Source organism: Echinicola vietnamensis DSM 17526 (genome assembly GCF_000325705.1).
In the GTDB taxonomy this organism is placed as follows: domain Bacteria; phylum Bacteroidota; class Bacteroidia; order Cytophagales; family Cyclobacteriaceae; genus Echinicola; species Echinicola vietnamensis.
In genome coordinates, this window is record NC_019904.1 from 4,494,488 (window position 1) to 4,511,904 (window position 17,417).

At 47.4% G+C, this 17,417-nt stretch carries 10 protein-coding genes; 2 read left to right on the forward strand and 8 right to left on the reverse strand.

Going from position 1 to position 17,417, the window contains the following annotated elements; genetic code table 11:
• Nucleotide 1 precedes the first annotated feature (1 nt).
• Nucleotides 2-742, reverse strand: a complete 741-nt coding sequence (locus ECHVI_RS18335) for a FadR/GntR family transcriptional regulator (RefSeq protein ID WP_015267525.1) — start codon at nucleotides 740-742, stop codon at nucleotides 2-4.
• Nucleotides 743-1,038: 296 nt separating this feature from the next.
• On the opposite strand from ECHVI_RS18335, the gene ECHVI_RS18340 reads away from it, so the two are divergent.
• Nucleotides 1,039-3,873 (forward strand): glycoside hydrolase family 2 protein, encoded by a 2,835-nt coding sequence (locus tag ECHVI_RS18340; RefSeq protein WP_015267526.1) that lies wholly within the window; start codon nucleotides 1,039-1,041, stop codon nucleotides 3,871-3,873.
• A gap of 320 nt (nucleotides 3,874-4,193) precedes the next feature.
• On the forward strand, nucleotides 4,194-4,820 hold the full coding sequence (locus ECHVI_RS18345) for an HPP family protein (RefSeq protein ID WP_015267528.1): 627 nt from the start codon (nucleotides 4,194-4,196) through the stop codon (nucleotides 4,818-4,820).
• Nucleotides 4,821-4,889: 69 nt separating this feature from the next.
• On the opposite strand, the gene ECHVI_RS18350 is transcribed toward ECHVI_RS18345, so the two are convergent.
• From ECHVI_RS18350 to ECHVI_RS18380, 7 genes are all read right to left on the reverse strand, one after another.
• Nucleotides 4,890-6,530 (reverse strand): arylsulfatase, encoded by a 1,641-nt coding sequence (locus ECHVI_RS18350; RefSeq protein ID WP_157501518.1) that lies wholly within the window; start codon nucleotides 6,528-6,530, stop codon nucleotides 4,890-4,892.
• A 13-nt stretch (nucleotides 6,531-6,543) separates the two neighbouring features.
• Nucleotides 6,544-8,058, reverse strand: coding sequence for a sulfatase (locus tag ECHVI_RS18355; protein WP_015267530.1), 1,515 nt, complete (start codon nucleotides 8,056-8,058; stop codon nucleotides 6,544-6,546).
• 214 nt (nucleotides 8,059-8,272) lie between these two features.
• Entirely contained in the window at nucleotides 8,273-9,406 is a 1,134-nt protein-coding gene (locus ECHVI_RS18360) for a family 43 glycosylhydrolase (protein ID WP_015267531.1), read from the reverse strand.
• Nucleotides 9,396-10,853: a sulfatase family protein gene (locus ECHVI_RS18365; RefSeq protein ID WP_015267532.1), complete on the reverse strand. Its 1,458-nt coding sequence runs from the start codon at nucleotides 10,851-10,853 to the stop codon at nucleotides 9,396-9,398. The genes ECHVI_RS18360 and ECHVI_RS18365 overlap by 11 nt, the downstream gene beginning before the upstream one ends.
• 328 nt (nucleotides 10,854-11,181) lie before the next feature.
• The gene (locus tag ECHVI_RS18370; RefSeq protein WP_217189901.1) at nucleotides 11,182-12,636 is read right to left on the reverse strand and encodes a RagB/SusD family nutrient uptake outer membrane protein; all 1,455 of its coding nucleotides are present in this window, start codon (nucleotides 12,634-12,636) and stop codon (nucleotides 11,182-11,184) included.
• Nucleotides 12,637-12,656: 20 nt separating this feature from the next.
• Nucleotides 12,657-16,001: a SusC/RagA family TonB-linked outer membrane protein gene (locus ECHVI_RS18375; protein ID WP_157501521.1), complete on the reverse strand. Its 3,345-nt coding sequence runs from the start codon at nucleotides 15,999-16,001 to the stop codon at nucleotides 12,657-12,659.
• A 347-nt stretch (nucleotides 16,002-16,348) separates the two neighbouring features.
• Entirely contained in the window at nucleotides 16,349-17,413 is a 1,065-nt protein-coding gene (locus ECHVI_RS18380; protein ID WP_015267535.1) for a FecR family protein, read from the reverse strand.
• Nucleotides 17,414-17,417: the final 4 nt, after the last annotated feature.

The following is a 17,417-nucleotide window of genomic DNA, read 5'->3' on the forward strand; positions in this document are numbered from 1 at the left end:
CTCATGTTCGGTCAATGGATTTGATCACGTGAAGGTAATTTTTACGGGTGTCGTGCAAGTGCTTCTCCATCGCTTCCTGGGCTCCATACGGATCCTGCCTAATCACTGCTTCCAAAATTTCCTGATGGTGCTGAAGCATGATGGCCTTCTCGGCCTCCAAGTTTCCGGAAGCAGGCTTGGCAAATACATTCATTTTGAATTTTGGCATCAAGCTGAATACAGGACTTAACAGAAGTTCCAGAACCTTATTGTCGGCAATGGACAGTAATATCCGATGGTAGTCATTGTCCAATTCCGCTTCGAACTGCTTATCCTCCAAAGGACATGCCCGCATGGCGTCCATGTTCTTTTCCAGCAGCTGTATATCCTCTTCAGTCCTTTTAATGGCCGCTTCAGCAGCGATTCTTGGCTCTAGTATCCGCCTGGCTTCGATGGTCTGCAGCATCAGGTCCTTGTCTGAGGACAGCTCAAAAAACATGTTCAGCATCTCCGAAGCATTTTGTACGCTTACTTCCGATACAAAAGCTCCACTTCCCTTTTTTACTACCACAATACCCCGGGCACTTAACGTTTTTATAGCCTCCCTGATCGCGGTTCTGCTGACATTAAAAGCCTTGGAAAGTTCATTCTCCGTGGGGATTTTTTGCCCAGGAAGGTATTTCCCATCCCTTATGGACTGGGTGAGCACCTCTTCTACCTGTTCGCTAAGGGATTTCCGATTGCCTATCTCACTAAATTCCATGTTTATATATTTTTCTCAAAATATAAATTTGTCATACATCATACAAATTAACGATTGAAATATTGAAAAATTTCTCTTGACTTTACGTCATTCCAAATCCCCTATACTTCGTACCTTTTACATGATACTTGATACTTGATACTTGCTACTTTTGTCCTGCTACCTGCTACATTATTCCTTCCTCTTGGCTCTGTCCGCTGACCTAGCTACTCGGCATCCCCCCCAATGCAGAACAGTTTTCTCGAATAATTATATTTTTTTTGAATGAAATTGGTACTCATAACCTATAACATTCAATGACAATAAATATGATTCACCGACGCATCCAAGCGTTTGTAACCCGAGGAGCCTGGTTGTTTTTCGTGCTCTTTACCTTTACGCTTCATGCCCAACAAACTGAAAAACAGTTCCTCAGCGGAACAGATAGTAAACACACGGTTACTTGGGATTTTTTCTGCACAGATGGCAGAAACAGTGGCCAATGGTCCACCATCGAGGTTCCCTCTCACTGGGAACAGCAGGGGTTTGGCACGTATAATTATGGCCGCGATTATGTGACCTATGGGAAGAATTTCCGGTTTGCTGATGAGCAGGGAAAATACAGGCATACCTTTGAAGTGCCTTCAGACTGGCAGGGCAAAACCATCGAATTGGTCTTCGAAGGGTCCATGACTGACACGGAAGTAAAAATTAACGGTCAGTTGGCAGGAGAAATCCACCAAGGGGCTTTTTACCGTTTCAAATACGACATCACCGATAAACTTCTTTTTGGGGAGGAAAACCTGCTTGAGGTCACCGTGAGCAAAATGTCCTCCGATCATTCGGTCAACCGTGCGGAGCGCTATGCCGATTATTGGATTTTTGGTGGAATTTTCAGACCGGTTTATCTTCAAGCCTTGCCCAAACAGCACATTGCCAAAGCGGCCATTACCGCAGAAGCGGATGGCTCGTTCAGTGCTGAAGTAACCCTAGAAGGCTTAGAAAAAACCGCTGAGCTGGCGGCTACCATTACCGACCAATCAGGCAATATTGTCAGCCAATTCACCACCACGGCAAAAAAGAACAAGCAAAAGGTGATCCTTTCTGAAAAACTGGAGAACGTCAACCTCTGGACCTCAGAAACACCTCATTTATACCATCTTACGCTTAACCTTGCTCACAAGGGAGAACAACTCCATGAAATCCATGAACGTTTTGGCTTCCGCACCATTGAAATCAAGCAAGGGGATGGCATTTACCTGAATGGCACCAAAATCAAACTAAAAGGTGTCAACCGACATGCCTTTTGGCCAGAAACAGGGCGCTCGCTTACGCCACAAATAGACCTTAACGACATTCTCCTGATCAAGGAAATGAACATGAATGCCGTCAGAACGGCACATTACCCTCCCGATCCTTCCTTCTTGGACCTTTGCGATAGCTTGGGGCTGTATGTGATGGACGAACTGGCCGGATGGCAAAATGCTTATGATACCGAACCGGGTGAGAAACTGGTCAAGGAATTGGTGGAAAGAGACCTAAACCACCCTTCCATTCTCTTCTGGAGCAATGGCAATGAAGGAGGTACCAATAAGGAATTGGATGATGATTTTGGGATGTACGATCCTTCGGGCAGGCCGGTACTTCATGCCCATCACCGCCCGGGCAATTCCCATAATGGAGTAGATACGGATCATTACGAAAATTATGAGAGCTTGCAAAACAAGCTGAAAGACACCTTGATCTATATGCCTACCGAATTCCTGCACGGCCAGGATGATGGCGGCGGTGCGGCAGGGCTTACCGACTATTGGGAGCTCATGTGGCAGTCAAAGCTATCGGCAGGTGGCTTTCTTTGGGTATTGTCTGATGAAGGCATTGTCCGAACGGACATCCATAACAAAATTGACGTCAACAGACTCAATGCCCCTGATGGACTGGTCGGCCCTTTCCGCCAAAAAGAGGGAAGCGTCTACGCCATTAAAGAAATCTATTCGCCCGTTCATATCGAAAAAATCAACGACATTTCTCGCTGGGACGGATTGCTGAACCTGGAAAACCGTTACCATTTCACCAATCTCCAAGACGTTACATTCGATTGGAAATTGGTTTCCTTCAACTCCATTGGAAATCCTCAAGCCGGATATAGCACGGTGGAATCAGGGCAATTGATGGGCCCTGATCTGGCGCCCACCGCAGCTGGCACCCTACAACTTCCATTGCCGGCCAACTGGAGAGCACAGGATGCACTGATGCTTACGGCTACGGATCCCCATGGTGAGGAAATCTACACGTGGTCGTGGCGCATCCAACCCAATCAAAAACTGATCAAAGAAACCATCATGGCCAAAGGAGATGAGGCCAGCAAAGTAGAAGACAAAGACAGTGTCCTGACCATCAGCGGAGGTCATTTTGCCTTGACATTTAACAAGGAAGACGGCAAACTTATCCATATCAAAAAGCCTTCAGGTCCGGAATTGTCATTCGGCAATGGCCCCGTATTTACCGAAGGGGAAATCAGCGTCAGCGATGTTTCCTATGAAGAAAAAGATGGCAAAGCCGTGTTTAGGGTCCAATATGAAGGAGCCCTACAATATGCCGAATGGAGCATTGCTGATAATGGTTGGGTGACGCTTGATTATGCATATGAACTGCCGGAAGGGGATTATGCATATCCGGGCATCAGCTTCGATTACCCAGAAGCCAATGTCATCAGTGCAAAATGGCTGGGCAAAGGCCCTTTCCGTGTATGGAAGAACCGCCCGCAGGGAAGGTTTGATGCCCATCAAAACATGTACAATGACACCCACACCGGGGCCACCCCTTGGGAATACCCGGAGTTTAAAGGTTACTTTGGAGACATCGCCTGGATGGAGATCAACACTGCCCAAGGAAAATTCTACGTCGTGGCCAACGAACCCGATCTCTATGTTCGCTTATTTGATTTCTATGGCATCTCTGGCCCCAAAGGCTATCCTGCCCTACCAAAAGGGGACATTTCCTTTTTGGATGGCATTCCTGCTTTGGGCAGCAAACTTGCGCTTGGAATCACTGGAAACGCCGCTGTTTATGGCCCCATGGGCGAAAACACTCACGTAGATGGCCCTGTTAAGAGGACCCTTTATTTCTATTTTGGCATCTTGCAAGACTGACCACTATCCATAACTAACACATGACCTTAAAGCGGCTGATCCTAAAATATTTGGGGCAGCCGCTTTATTTTTTGCCTTTTGGTCAAGTATGTATGATCCAGGATAAACATTAAATAGATAAAACGGATGCAGACAGATTTGCAATGGTATTCGCATCCTATCGGTGTTGAGCCGCGTTTATCCTTGGCCAATTGGGATTAAAACACCATTATCACTTTTGGTTATGGGCTATAAACATAAAGAAAGGTCCGAAACGAATGGTAAATGCCCTAATACCGAAAAGCTTCTTTATTTTTGCACTGCAATCAATGTAACCAAAAGTGAAAAAAGTCCAACGGGGATACCGAAAAGCCCGATATGTCGTTTACAAGCAGACCATTCTAAACCCAATTGACCATCTATGGACCTTTATTGGTGGATTCTTGGGGATCGGGGCCATTGCCTATATCCAATCGGAATTGCATCGGTTTGGGGTATTGGAAAACGTCTTCTTGATCGGCTCTTTTGGCGCTTCAGCCGTTTTGGTGTATGGAGCCACCAACAGCCCCCTTGCCCAACCCAGAAACCTGATCTTTGGCCATACCGTCAGTGCCTTCGTAGGGGTCTTAGTGATGAATACCGTGGGAAACCTGGACATTTTCTGGCTAACTTGTGCCGTGGCAGTTTCCCTTGCCATCATTGCCATGCAAATCCTCAAGGCCCTCCATCCCCCGGGCGGAGCTACTGCCTTGATAGCTGTCATTGGCACTCCGAAAATACAGAAACTTGGCTTTTTATATGTGCTGAGCCCTGTGTTTACCGGGGCATTGATCCTGTTGATCATCGCCCTTTTGGTGAATAATATCCCCAAAGACCGCCACTATCCTTATAATCCAAAAGTCTCTCCTTACATGGGCAGAAGGAAAAAATACTGGCTAAATCTCCAACGGGCACTGGGCATTCGATAAAAAGACCTAAAGCCTTCGCGACTATATTTCGCTACCAGAAGGTAATGGCTTTATCAACTGCCCTACTCCCTAACGATCGCGCTCCATAATTGCCTTTACCTTATCCCAAGGTTCCACTTGATGGTTTTCCGCCCACTGCTCCCACAAGCCAGCCATTTCATCCACCTTCTCGGGCATGCTGGAGGCAAGGTCATGAAGCTCGGTACGGTCATTTTTCATGTTATAAAGCTCCCACTGTTGTGGCCCCTCATCATTCCATTTCATGACCAATTTATAATCTCCATCCCTGATGGCCTTGTTTCCTTCATGCTCCCAAAAAATGGGCTGCTCTCTTTTTGTTTCGGCTACTCCTTGAATCAGTGGCAGCAAGCTTTCCCCGACGGGTTGGGGCAACCGTTTTCCTGATTTCTGCGTGGGATATTTTGCTCCGGTCAGCTCCATAAGCGTCGCCATGATATCGGGCAAATGACCATATTGATCCACCAAAGTCCCCCTGCGATCAGCAGCAATGCCCTCGGGCCAGTGGACGATAAATGGCGAGGAAATGCCGCCTTCATGGATCCAGTGTTTATACTCTCTAAAAGGAGTATTGGAAGCATTGGCCCAAGCCTGGCCATAGGTAAGAAAATAGCCCTTAAGGGTCTCCAATTGCGCTGCAGGACCTCCTCCCAAAGGCCCTCCTTCAGCACAGGCACCATTGTCATCCAAGAAAATGATAAGGGTATTATCCAGTTCACCTTGTGCTTCCAAATGGTTTACCAGTTTTCCGATATTCTGATCCATCCGGTCGACTTGGGCGGCATAAATCGCCATCCTTAGGGCCATTTCTTCTTGTTTTTCCGCTGGAAGTTCATCCCAATCTTGTGCATCTTGGGGGGACATCGACCAGTCTTCCTCGATCAATCCCATGGCTACCATCCGCTCGTAACGCTCCTGTCGAAGTTTTCCCCAGCCCTCCTTGTAGCGCTTCCGGTACTTGTCTATATCCTCTTTAGGTGCCTGAATAGGCCAATGGGGTGCATTATACGCCAAATACAGAAAAAAGGGAGCTTCCCCCTCACCACTGGCCTTATCGATAAAGGAAATGGCCTTGTCCGTAAAGGCATCGGTCGTATAATAATTGGGATCAGTAATGGGAATGGTATTATTCTGTTCTGTAATCCCCCGAGGGTGAGTAGGCGCAAAATAATTGGTGGCTCCAGCCAAAATTCCATAAAACTGCTCAAAGCCCCGCTGCAGTGGCCACATCCTTTCCTCCTCCATGCCTAAGTGCCATTTTCCAGACATGAGCGTATGGTAACCGGCAGATTTCAGCAATTCAGCTAAGGTAACCGTCTGTGTGCTGAGCACTCCGCGATAGCCTGGAATATGGTAATCGTGATACTCACTCAACGGCGGATTGGTCATATGGCCAATCCCCGTTTGGTGAGGGTACAATCCTGTCATCAAGGAAGCCCGTGTGGGGCAGCATCGCGCCGTATTATAAAACTGCGTAAACCGCAAACCGTTTTGAGCCAATTTATCCAAATGAGGCGTATGGATCTCTCCGCCATAGCAGCCAAGATCTGAATAGCCCATATCATCCGACATGATCAGGATAATATTAGGCTTTTGGCTTTCATGCGTGTTGCTGTTGTCTGCACGTTTACCGCAGCCATAGCATACGATCAACAGGCTCAGCAGCCACAAACTTCCCTTGTGCATCATCATATCCGTTTATTCGTTAAGGAAGCCTTTTGGCTTTGGGATATTGGTCCAATTTAGCTTCCAAGTCTTTGATTACTTCCGGGTTTTCTGCTGCAATGTTTTTGGTTTCCTGAGCGTCCTTTTGATAATCGTACAATTCGTAAATCACTTCTTTTTGCTTGTCTTGGGTATGGGTCCAGCGGATCATCCGATACCGGTCTGTACGGATCGCTTCCCCCAAATAGCCTCCACGATTATAGGCATGATATGCATGATCTTTGATGATCTCATTTCCGTTCATCAGGGTAGGTGTAAGGTCGATGCCGTCAATAGGCTGTGGTCCCGACGGCCGGTCCAATCCAGCCAATGCGGCCAAGGTCGGAAAGATGTCCACCGTTTCGGCAAACTGCTTGGTGCTGCTGCCGCTGGCCGTCACCCCAGGAGCCCTAAAAATGATCGGAATCCGATTGGCCTGCTCGTAATTGGTGTGTTTAGTCCAGATGGCATGATCACCCAAATGCCAGCCATGGTCTCCCCATAGGACAACTATCGTATTTTCATCCAAATCCAATCGCTCCAGCTCCCGCAGGACTTTGCCCACCTGGGCATCCATATAGGTCAGACTGGCATAATAGCCATGTACCAATTTTCGCTGCAAGTCCTTTTCATAAACGTGTTGGTGATGGGGAATGGGGAAAAACTGGTTGATCTCCCCTCCTCTTTTGACCGCAAAATCTGGAGCTCCTTCGGGCCCTTCCTCAAACTCCGCCAAAGGCAATGTTTCCGGATCATACATGTCCCAGTATTTTTGGGGTACACTGAAAGGCAAATGCGGCCGGGCAAATCCTACCGCCATAAAGAAAGGCTGGTCCGGTGCTTTGCTCAGGTCACGCAACCGATCGATGGCATGACGGGCCACACGGCCATCTGCATAGGCCTCATCCGTGACATCTGGGCTTTCCCAAGCCGCCCCCCGTGGCAATTCATGATTGGGAGGCGTGCCTTCAATGTACATTCGCGTGTTTTCGAAAAATGCCTCTTCACGGGTCAGTTGTCCATGCGTACTTTCTGGCTCCACGTATTCGATCACTTTCTCCTTCCAATGTGGGATGCTCCAAGAAGCAGCGTCATTGGTATTGCCATGACCGATATGGAATACCTTCCCCATGGACTCTGCATGGTATCCTGCTGCCCTAAAATACTGCGGCATCGTTACGGCATCAGGAATAACGTCCCTAAACTCTTTGCCAAAATCATACAATCCCGTGCTGGTAGATCGGGATCCCAAGATCAAATTGTAGCGACTGGAAACACAGACCGCTTGATTACAATAGGCTTGATCGAAACGCATACCGCTATTGGCCAAGCCGTCAATGTTTGGGCTGATGGCGTGCTCATCACCATATGCCCCCAAATTGGGCTTGAGATCATCCACCAGTATCAACAGTATATTGGGTTTTTCTTTCTGCTGTGCCATGGCCGAAGGCACTGCAAAGAGTATTAGCACAAAAGAAACCCACCATTTCACTCCTTTAAAACAATTATTTTTCATACTATTTAATTAATTTTTCACTTTGTATTCCTATAAAATTACTGAGCGTTCCAAAACTGCCTCATTGGTACCGCTTCTCTCACCGTCATTGCGAGGAGGAGGAACGACGACGAAGCAATCCCGTGTACAGAAGCTGAGATGGCCTGCCTGCGTTAAACAGGCTTCTCCGCTGTGGTGGATCGCAATGACGTATTTCCATTGTTTTAATCAAATGCTACTCAAACTGCTGGGCCTCATCTGGACCTGGCAGGGCATAATCTGGATCAAGCGCGCGGATATATATTTCACCATCATCCAATACCTTCACCTCTAATGGCACAATCGTCGTACCCTGCTCATTGATGGTCTGGGCCGTCTCACCCAAGTCCACTTCTTGAATCCCCTCCTTGCTTACCGGCGGTACATTACCATTGTAAAAAGCGGTGCACCACCATCTTCCTGCTTTGTCCTGAAAGGGAGTGCCATGTCCCAGAAACCGTCCCACAAACTTCCTTGGCCCGTAAGGACCGGTAATATTGTCCGCGGTACAATAATAAAGGTTATAAGAGCCCTTTCGCATCTTATCAGTGGACCAAGCGGTACCAAAATGCACATATTTACCCCCTATTTTCCTGATGGTAGCCCCCTCATGGCCGATTACCCGATCAGAAGGATCGATCCGCTTTGGTTCGGCTGCCAGTCCGGTGAATCCCGGTTTGATGGGTGCGATAAAGGTATTTCCCCACAGCAAATACCAGGTACCATCGTCGTCCTTAAACAAACTGGGATCGTGCTTGTTCCGCATATCATCTCCCATGGGAAATGAAAAAGGACCAGCCATATCCTCTCCTTCTGAAATGGCCAGATTGGCTCCGCCTTGGACAGGATCCGGGGAAGTGTGTACATAGATCCATTTACCGGCTACATGATACAGCTCTGGCGCCCACAATCTCCAATCACTCGCGGGCTTTTCATTCAGTTTATCGGGCATTTTTTGAGCCCAGTATCCTTCCGCAAGGTCAAACGGCTCCCCAAGAGACTCCCATTCCAGCAGGTCTTCACTTCTCCACACCCTAATCTTATGCCCCACGATACTTGGTTTGCCAAACAACTCCATGTTTGCTGCATCCAAGCCTGTATTATAAGGCTCGGTCTCCTCCCGTGGATCATGGGGCAAAGGAGTGGTCCCTGTCAGGTAATAATATCCGTCATGGTCCAAGTAAATATACGGATCCCGAATCCATCCTTCCTTTAGAAATATCGCCTTATCATGCGCCTTAAATGCCGCTTCCTTGCTTTGCTTACTACAGCTAGCAAATACCAACGCACTGCCCATGATGACCAACTGTACTACTTTCTTAATGCTCATTTTGTCTTTCTTTTATGGTTTCGCCATTGGGTTTGGGGCCGGGGAAATAGTAGGGCTGCTTATAAAGCTTTTGTTCATCTCCTTGTGCGTTCATCCACTCGGTCAATTGTGCTTTCATTTTAGCGATCCTGGGTTGGTAGGCCGCATTGGTCGCAAGATTATGCTGCTCATTAGGGTCATTGGAGAGGTCATAAAACTCCACTGCCGGGCGTATAAAATAGTGCTGGACCACAGCTGCTGCCAAAGGATCTTGGACGGCTTGGGCATCCCAGCTGTCCCAAAAAGCCCCTGCTCCATCTTTTCGTAAGATATCCGAATGGTTTGTATGATAGGCATTGGGAGCCAGGTTGATGATGAGCTTATATCGCTCATCACGAATGCTCCGCATCGGGTAAACATTGAAGTTGCCGTCCCCGGTGTGTGTGGTAAAGATCTCCTTTCTGAAGGTAGAAGTATTCCCCTTTAGCACCTCCATAAAAGATTTACCGTCAAGCCCTTCTGGCACTGCACTCTCTGAAGCTTCGAGAAGGGTCGGCATAATATCCACCCAACTCACCATCGCTGCTGTTCTACTGCCTGCTTGGATTTTAGTTGGCCACTTGACGATCAGTGGCGTCCTAATGCCCGCATCATATAAATTCCACTTTCCAAAAGGCCATTGAGCCCCATGGTCACTGGTAAAAAGGGTCAGGGTATTACTGCCCAACATGTTATCAAAATAATCCAAAACCTGTCCCATTTCGCTATCCATGCCAGATACATCGGTATAATACCGGGCACGGTGCTCACGAGTAGGTTCGGTATCGATGAAATAGGGCGGTAGGTCCACCTCCTTCGGTAAATAATCCATTTTCTCTGTCCACCAGACATGTGGTCTGCGGTCTCCCACAAAAATGCACACTGGGCCCTCTACCTTGGTAGAATCAAAATACCCGCTGATGTTTTCGTAAAGGTTTACCTGCTCGTCATGGTGAAAGTCAAAACCACATTTTTCATTACCACCATAATGCGCCACCTTACCGAAGGCAAATACCGAGTACCCATTATCCTTCAACTGACCAATCAGGTACGGGATGTCAGGGGCAGGAAAGGCATGATTCACCTCCGCACCATTTTTGGCAGGCATCAGTCCGGTCAATAACGCCGCGCGACTGGGAGCACAAGAAGGAGATGCCACAAAGGCATTGTCGAAGGTCATCCCCTCCTGACTGAGCTGCTGTAGGATCGGTGTCTTCACCACCGATGCTCCGTACACGGAGACATCCAGGTATCCGAGGTCGTCAGATAAGTAAACGATCATATTGGGCTTTTGTCTGGCTTCTATGGTCGCTGTTCCACCTAAGAACAACAACACCATAAACCATCGCTTCAGAGAAGCCGATTGGAAAAGCCTTTGCATAAAAAAGGCTAAAATGGAGATGGTATTTTGTTGGTTATTTTGGTTCATTTTATTTTTAAAATGGGCCTTAATTTTCAGGTTAAAGATGCACAAATCAGCACTGGACAAATGCCATAAATCTACCAATAAATACTATAAATTCGTCAAACATCCTCTTTCGGTGGCAAATGGCCCTTGGTTGACAAAAATTGAGCCTGGGCATGGCAGGCCTCAGGCTCAATGCTCTTCTTACCGTGACTTAGCCCTCTGCATAACTTTTAACTCCTACTCCTCCTCAAGTGGAACACGCTAAGGAAACCACTAACCCAAAGCCCACATCTTGATACCCGATACTCAATACTTGATACTAGATAATAGATAATAGATACTAAACACTTCAATACCCCTCATTCTGCACCAACATCTCATTGGCATCTAAGGCCGCTTGTGGAATAGGGAATAGCACGTGTGTCGGCTTGGCATTGGTGACACCACGCGCCACGGCAGATGATACAAAGGTGCCCATCCTGATCTGATCCTCCCGTCGCTTTCCTTCGGAATAGAATTCCCAAGCCCGTTCGTTTAGCAAATGGGTTCTGAGCTGGGCCATAGACGTAAAATCACTTAGCTCCAACGGCTCCAAATCCGCACGCTCCCTGACCATGTTGATCAGGTCTATTGACTCTTGGTTGGGGCCATTGAGTTCATTCAGCGCCTCCGCCCTACTCAAGAGGATATCGGCATAGCGTACTGCGGGAACATCATTCCCATGTTCATTTCCCAATCCATTGGGATCTGGCCAATATTTAAAGGAACGGGTATTGTTGTTGTTCAGTAGGGAAACGGCATTGCCCTGGCCGTTTATATAGCTGTCCATGATCAGATCCATTCGGGCATCGCCTTCCTCAAAGGAATTGTAAAAGCTGTCGTAAAGCCTGTATTGTGCCGCCCAGTTTCGCCAGGAGTTTAGAAAAGTCAGCCCGGTTTTGGGATCACTGGCAAATCCTTCGGGAAATGCGCCATTGATATAGTTATTTCCAGGACTATTGGGAATCTGAGGATAAGTAAGGATAAATTCCGAATTTTGTTCATTCTCTACCCTGAAAAGCATCGCATAATCAGGGTAAAGACTATAATCCCCCATATCCATCACCTCTTGAGCCATATCGGCAGCTTTTTGCCATTGCTTGGTATTAAGGTAAAACTTGGTCAAAAGTGCTCTGGCTCCGCCATTGTTAGCACGGCCATAAGCTTGCTCTTGGCCAGGCGCAGGCAAGTCAGGGATCACCGCAAGCAATTCAGACTCAACAAACTGCCTCATTTCTTCCTCAGAAGGTCTCGCTAGGTAAATATCATCCTCAGGACTTTGTCGCAACGGCACTGGCCCAAACCAGGTGTGCAGGTAGTAGTAACTCAGGGCCCTGATAAACCTTGCTTCGGCAGCATAGGTTTGCTTCAAATCATCACCAATATTGGCCGCTTCGACATTTTCCAGGACCACATTAGCATTTCGAATGGCACGATAAGGCTTCAGCCACATATCGCCGTACATCCAGCCTACGGATGCATCCCAAGTAAAATTAATCATCAAAACGGCGGTTCGGTTTTCGCCTCCACCGGTCTCCCACTCGATGTCCGTGCACCACTCCTCAATATTCCGCACGCTGTGGTGGGAATAGCCGTTTAAGTACCCTTCTGCATAGGCCGCGTCCAAGGTGGATTTGATTCCTTCCTGGGTGGTCAGAAAGTTTTCTGGTGCCATTTGAGAGAACAACTCTTCATCCAGTACATCGGAACAAGCGCACATCATTCCCAGAACCAGTGCTATCAAGCTATATTTTAGTAATTTCATCGTTTTCATAATTTCCCTATTTAAAATCCAAGTTTCACTCCTAGCAAGAAAGACATCGCCGTAGGATAAGCATTGTAGTCAATCCTGATATTGGCGTTTCCGTTAGGATTGACAGCCGGATCCACGCCATCGTACTTGGTGATGGTCAGCAGATTGGTCCCCGTCACATATACCTGTGCATTACGGAAGGTATTGCTCTGCATGGGGATGGTGTAATTAAGCGTCACGGTGTTTAAGCGCAAGTAAGATGCATCCTGTACCGTATAGGAATTCACTTCTTTTTGTCCTTGGGCAGTTGGATTGACAAAGGAGGGGTATTCATTGGATGGATTTTCCGGTGTCCATCTGTTCAGATAGGGTTCGGCAAACTTATTTCTCCTGAAATTGATCGGAAAATAAGTATCCACTAGGTTGTTGTTCAACATGCTGATGCCGTGCACACCTTCTAAGAACACATACAAGCTAAAGCCTTTGTATTCGAAGGTATTGGCAAGGGAATAGGTCAAGTCCGGAAATGAATTGCCCAGTACTTCCCTGTCATCGGCATTGACGGTTTGGTCCCCATCGATATCGCGGAATTTCAGATCCCCCGGGGCCACATTATCGGTGGTTTGGTCAAAATCATCCCCCTCTTGCCACACCCCGTCTACTTGGTAGCCATAGAAGGAATACATCGGCAAGCCTTCTTTGATAATCCAGATCTGGTTGGCAAAACCGGCACTTCCACCGATGATCTGCCCGACTCCTCCAAGACTGGTCACCTCATTTTTTACCGTGGCCAGATTCAACGTGGTCGTCCAAGTAAAATCTCCATCAAAATTCACCGAAGTAATGGCCGCCTCAATCCCGGAGTTTTTCACGCTACCGATATTGGTAATCCTGTTGGTATAGCCCGTGGACGTCGGAATGGGCAGGTAAAGCAGCATGTCAAAAGTCTTCTTGCTGAAATAATCCAAACTACCGAAAACCCTGTCCCTGAACAGCCCAAAATCCAATCCAATGTCCCATTGTTCTGTGGTTTCCCATTTCAGATCTGGATTAGGAATCCGCGCAGGTTGTGTTGTGGATACTTTTTGGTCGTTAAACACCGCATCTGGCCCCGGCACAAACGTACTGATCGAAAGGTAATTCCCAATCTCCTGGTTACCGGTCTGGCCCCAGCTGGCCCTGAATTTAAAGGTACTCAATGCTTCCAAATCCTGCATGAACGATTCCTCTTTCACCTTCCACGCGAAAGCCCCGGAAGGGAAATAGCCGTATTTATTGTTTTCCCCAAACCTTGACGAACCGTCAATTCGAAGCGTTCCTGTAAACAGATACTTATCCTTCAAGGTGTAATTTACCCTGCCCAAATAGGAAAGTAAACGGTTGGTCGCCTTGAAGCTGTTAATGTTAAATTGTGTAGGGTCGCCCAAGCCGATATTATCGGTTCCTGTAGCATCTGAAGGGAAGCTCTTGCCATGGCTTTGGGTATTGGCCATGGAGAATTTTTGCGTGGTGACCCCTGCCACTGCGGTCAGGTGGTGATCGTTGAAGGTTTTGTCATACGTGGTCGTAAACTCCATCAGGTAGTTGGACTGCCTTTCTTGTAAGATGGTCGCAATGCCGCCATTTGCGAGCCCGTCTTTTGTAGACCGGTCGATGTATACATCTTTGCGCTGATTGGTCACATCCGTGCCAAAATTCACTTTTACCGACCACTCGGGAAGGATTTTATAATTGGCATACGTAACGGCCATATTGCGGTAGCGCTCGATCATGGCATTTTTGCCGAAGGCCAGTGCCAAAGGATTGTCAATGGAAATGTATGGTGAAATGCGGTAGCGACCGTCTTCGCCGTATATACTCAAAGTCGGATCAAAATTGTAGGCCGCATATAACGCCCCATTGTTTTCGTTCACCCCAAAGGACTGGGCCGGCACTTGGTCATTTTCGCTGAATGAAGTATTCATGTTCAGCCCCACTGTCAGCCGATCGGAAAACTTGGTTTCCAAGTTTAGACGAGCACTGTACCGCTCAAAAGCAGAGCTTTTCACCACTCCTTGCTGGTTAAAGTAATTGAGTGCCGCGAAGTAATTGGTCTTCTCGTTTCCTCCTGAAAAAGACAGGTTTTGATTGGTTACCGGTGCACTGGTGCGGAAGAGTTCGTCCTGCCAGTCAGTGCCGCCATCTTCGATCACATCCACCTCCTGATCGGCAATTCCTCCTCCATCGGCAATGATGCCATTCATCACCGTTTGGTATTCTTCGGCACTGAGCACATCCAGTCTGTTGGCGACATGCTGTACCCCTACATATCCGTCATAATTGATTCTCATCTGACCGGATTTACCTTTTTTGGTGGTGACCATGATCACGCCATTGGCGCCCCTGGCTCCATAAATGGCCGTAGCAGAAGCATCCTTTAATATTTCGATGGACTCAATGTCATTTGGGTTAATGGCCGCTAAAGGATTGGTAGGTGTTCTGGAATCGGGATAATTCCCACCGCTTCCTGCGGTCATGGAACTGTTATCAATCGGCAATCCGTCGATGACATAAAGTGGCCCTGTACCGGCATTTACCGAACTGGCACCTCGAATACTGATGGATATGCCACCTCCGGGTTCTGAACTGTTTTGCACCACATTGACCCCTGCTGCTTTGCCTTTGAGCAATTGGTCCACGGAGGTATTTACTCCCTGGTTTTGCTCATCTGACTTGAGGGAAACCACAGAGCCGGTCAAATCACTCTTCTTCACGGTTCCATACCCTACGACCACCACCTCTTCCAATGCCTGTGTATCTTCTTTCATGACCACATCGATGGTGGTCTGGTTACCGATCTGGACACGCTGGGTTTCGAAACCAATAAAGGAAAAGATGAGCACATCGCCTTCTTCCGCTGTGATCTGGTAATTTCCATCCAAATCGGTCACGGTGCCTCTTCCTGAGCTCTCGATCTTCACTGTCAAGCCTGGCAAGGCCAGCCCACTTTCATCGACCACTTTTCCTTTCACGGTAATTTCAGCCGCCTCCTTAATCGCTACTTCTTTCCGGCTCTCGTTTTCACTGACATGAATATTGCTGTTGATCTGTGTAAAACTTAGGCCACTCTGACGGGACAAAATCACCAATAACTCATATACCGTCCCGCTAAAATTATCCGAAGCCATTTGTTGATCGGTGTTGACACCATTGGTATCAAACGTAAACCTGAAATCAGTCTTTCGCTCCAAATCTTTCATGATGGCTCCCAAGGTCCGATCCTGAAGGCGGACATCCACACGCACTTCTTCAATGGTCTTCCGCTGGGCTTTGGAAGTATTGGCTAGCAATACCGTGCAAAAGGCAAGCTGGATAAGAAACCCATATAAAACTCTCATAGACATCTTTATTAATTGTCTCAGTATTTTTTTTTGCATAGCTTTAAATGTTTAAGTGATTATTCCTTAAGCTTCCTGTCTTTACCGTCCAAAGTTCACGACAGGAAAAAATGGTTGGCAGTAGGGAACTGAACGGTTCCTTGCTGCCACTTTTTATTAGCTGGTATTGGTCTGTTCCATGTTGTTTAGGGTTAGGTTATTGGGTTATTAAGTTTTCTACGCTTCGGGAATAATCATCCCATATTTCTATTCCTCTTAGGATATTTCCTTCGTAAAATACCCTAAAGCATTCCTCCACAGCAGGAAGGAACCATTTGCTCAGGGGGATGGCCCCCTTTGTCCAAGGTTCAAAGGGCTCTGGGTTTTATGATCACCTGTTTTCCTTTGACCTCGTATTCAATGCCAAGTGCCCTTTTGATGCCTTTAAGGACATTTTCAAGGGACTCATTTTTATATTCCCCAGAGTATGCCCAGGAATGATCGATGCGAGGATCACAGCTCACTTCCACTCCGTACCAATCACGGATTTTTCGAATGATTTCATCTTTGTCAGCCTTTCTGAAAACCAAGACCTTATTCTTCCATCCCGTGACTTCCAATGGGTCAAAACTCGTCAGGGAGCGATCACCGTTTTGATGGAATCTTAGCATTTCGGAAGGGTTTAAGATCACTTGGTTGCCGGCATCATCCTTTACCTTGACTTTTCCGGATATCAAGGCCACGGCCAATTCACCATTTTTAGGGTTGCGGACATTAAAAGTCGTCCCCATCACTTCTACCATGGTATTCCCTAGGTCGACGATAAAAGGCCTGCCATCTTCTTCAATATCAAAAAAAGCTTCTCCCTCCAGCTTTACCAGACGGACCGTATCTGAAAAATGCTCCGGAAAAGACAGTTTACTGCTGGCATTGAGGCTGATGGTACTGCCATCTCCCATGTTCAGGGTGGAGCGGACTCCAGCAGGATTTTCACTGATTTCCCACAAAACCGGAAGGGGATCCTCTTCCGTTTCGGGAGAAATCACATATACTTGGGTGACGGCCCATGCACAAAAGGCAAACAGGACCGCTGCAGCAACCTTCTGAATCCCTAGCCAAGTGCGCCAATCCGTTTTTTCTTTTGGAAGGCGGTCTTTACTTTCCTTTCGGGGCTCGGTACGCAATACATTCTCAAAAATCTCCAAATAGGCACTATCCGACAGCTGTGGGCGATTTTGATACCCCACTGAACGGATGAGGGACGCTGCTTCCATGACCATTTGCCGCTTTCCGGGGTTTTCAGCAATCCACTTTTCCCAAAAGTGTTCTCCGTCACCCTTCGGATCCTTCGCCCAAGCAATGAAAAACGTATCACCCAGAAAGTCTTCCAGCTCATAGTCCCTGTATTTCAATATGTTTTTATCTCTTTTCATATAG

What these genes read in the sequence shown, in the direction of transcription:
- ECHVI_RS18340 (WP_015267526.1), top strand. Translation starts at nt 1,039, where the DNA reads ATGACAATAAATATGATTCACCGACGCATCCAAGCGTTTGTAACCCGA.
- ECHVI_RS18350 (WP_157501518.1), bottom strand. Translation starts at nt 6,530, where the DNA reads ATGATGATGCACAAGGGAAGTTTGTGGCTGCTGAGCCTGTTGATCGTA.
- ECHVI_RS18365 (WP_015267532.1), bottom strand. Translation starts at nt 10,853, where the DNA reads ATGAACCAAAATAACCAACAAAATACCATCTCCATTTTAGCCTTTTTT.
- ECHVI_RS18335 (WP_015267525.1), bottom strand. Translation starts at nt 742, where the DNA reads ATGGAATTTAGTGAGATAGGCAATCGGAAATCCCTTAGCGAACAGGTA.
- ECHVI_RS18370 (WP_217189901.1), bottom strand. Translation starts at nt 12,636, where the DNA reads ATGAAATTACTAAAATATAGCTTGATAGCACTGGTTCTGGGAATGATG.
- ECHVI_RS18380 (WP_015267535.1), bottom strand. Translation starts at nt 17,413, where the DNA reads ATGAAAAGAGATAAAAACATATTGAAATACAGGGACTATGAGCTGGAA.
- ECHVI_RS18375 (WP_157501521.1), bottom strand. Translation starts at nt 16,001, where the DNA reads ATGAGAGTTTTATATGGGTTTCTTATCCAGCTTGCCTTTTGCACGGTA.
- ECHVI_RS18360 (WP_015267531.1), bottom strand. Translation starts at nt 9,406, where the DNA reads ATGAGCATTAAGAAAGTAGTACAGTTGGTCATCATGGGCAGTGCGTTG.
- ECHVI_RS18355 (WP_015267530.1), bottom strand. Translation starts at nt 8,058, where the DNA reads ATGAAAAATAATTGTTTTAAAGGAGTGAAATGGTGGGTTTCTTTTGTG.